Raw genomic sequence first — 924 nt, forward strand, 5'->3', positions numbered from 1 at the left:
CCAGGTAGAAGCAGGCCTGTAAACCTCAATCACAGTATCTGCTGGTCTTGAGCTTCCTGCCGGATAATACCAGAAGAGAGAAAGGGCTGCATCACTAACGTCAGTCGACCCGATGTACTCGCTCAGGTCAAACCACATTGCATCCCTGTACCTGCCAGTACTCATTCCGCCTACATCAATAAATGATGAACTCTTGTATACTGTGTTAGGAGAAGCTTCACGCAGGCGGTTATCCGTTGCGTCAGTAACAGTTACATTTACAGTCACTACAGGTTCAGTCACTGCAGTTGCTTTCTTTGTTATGTTAAGCTCTGGCTCCTTACTTTCAATTCCGCAGTCGCTGCTGTAGAATGCGATATAATTGTTGCTTTCACTACGAGCTTTAATCAGAAAACCGGTATTTTCGTACTTTCCACTGGTGTACTCCTTTACGATCTCGGTTACGTTCAGCTCATAGTACCTGTTGTCAGGGAGGGTACTGCCCTTAATGGTTATCGTGGCATAGGGTGTACTTCCCTGCAAAACACCGTTTTTATCGTACCAGTCTCCTCCTGGATTTTTCCATGCAATACCACTGGTTCTCTTATTCCAGCTCACATAGCCCGGGTCCCAGGCAGAAGCAGGCCTGTAAACCTCAATTACAGTATCTGCCGGTCTTGAGTTTCCTACCGGATAATACCAGAAGAGAGAAAGAGACGCATCACTAACTTCGGTAGAACCTGTGTACTCGCTCAGGTTAAACCACACTGCATCCCTGTACCTGCCGGTACTCAGTCCACCAACATCGATAAAGGAAGTTTCCTGGAAAACGGTTTCAGGGGCAGCCTCACGCAGACGGTTATCCTTTGCACCAGTAATGGTTTCATTTACAGTCACTACAGGTTCAGTCACTACAGGTGCTTTCTGTGTTATGCTAAGCTCTGG

General features: G+C 47.0%; 1 protein-coding gene. It reads right to left on the reverse strand.

The window, feature by feature from the left end; all coding sequences use genetic code 11:
* Positions 1-924, reverse strand: a 924-nt coding sequence (locus EO98_RS00730; RefSeq protein ID WP_156160971.1) for a disaggregatase related repeat-containing protein, incomplete at both ends; no start/stop codon positions are given.

The sequence above is a fragment of the Methanosarcina sp. 2.H.T.1A.6 genome (assembly GCF_000979455.1).
In the GTDB taxonomy this organism is placed as follows: domain Archaea; phylum Halobacteriota; class Methanosarcinia; order Methanosarcinales; family Methanosarcinaceae; genus Methanosarcina.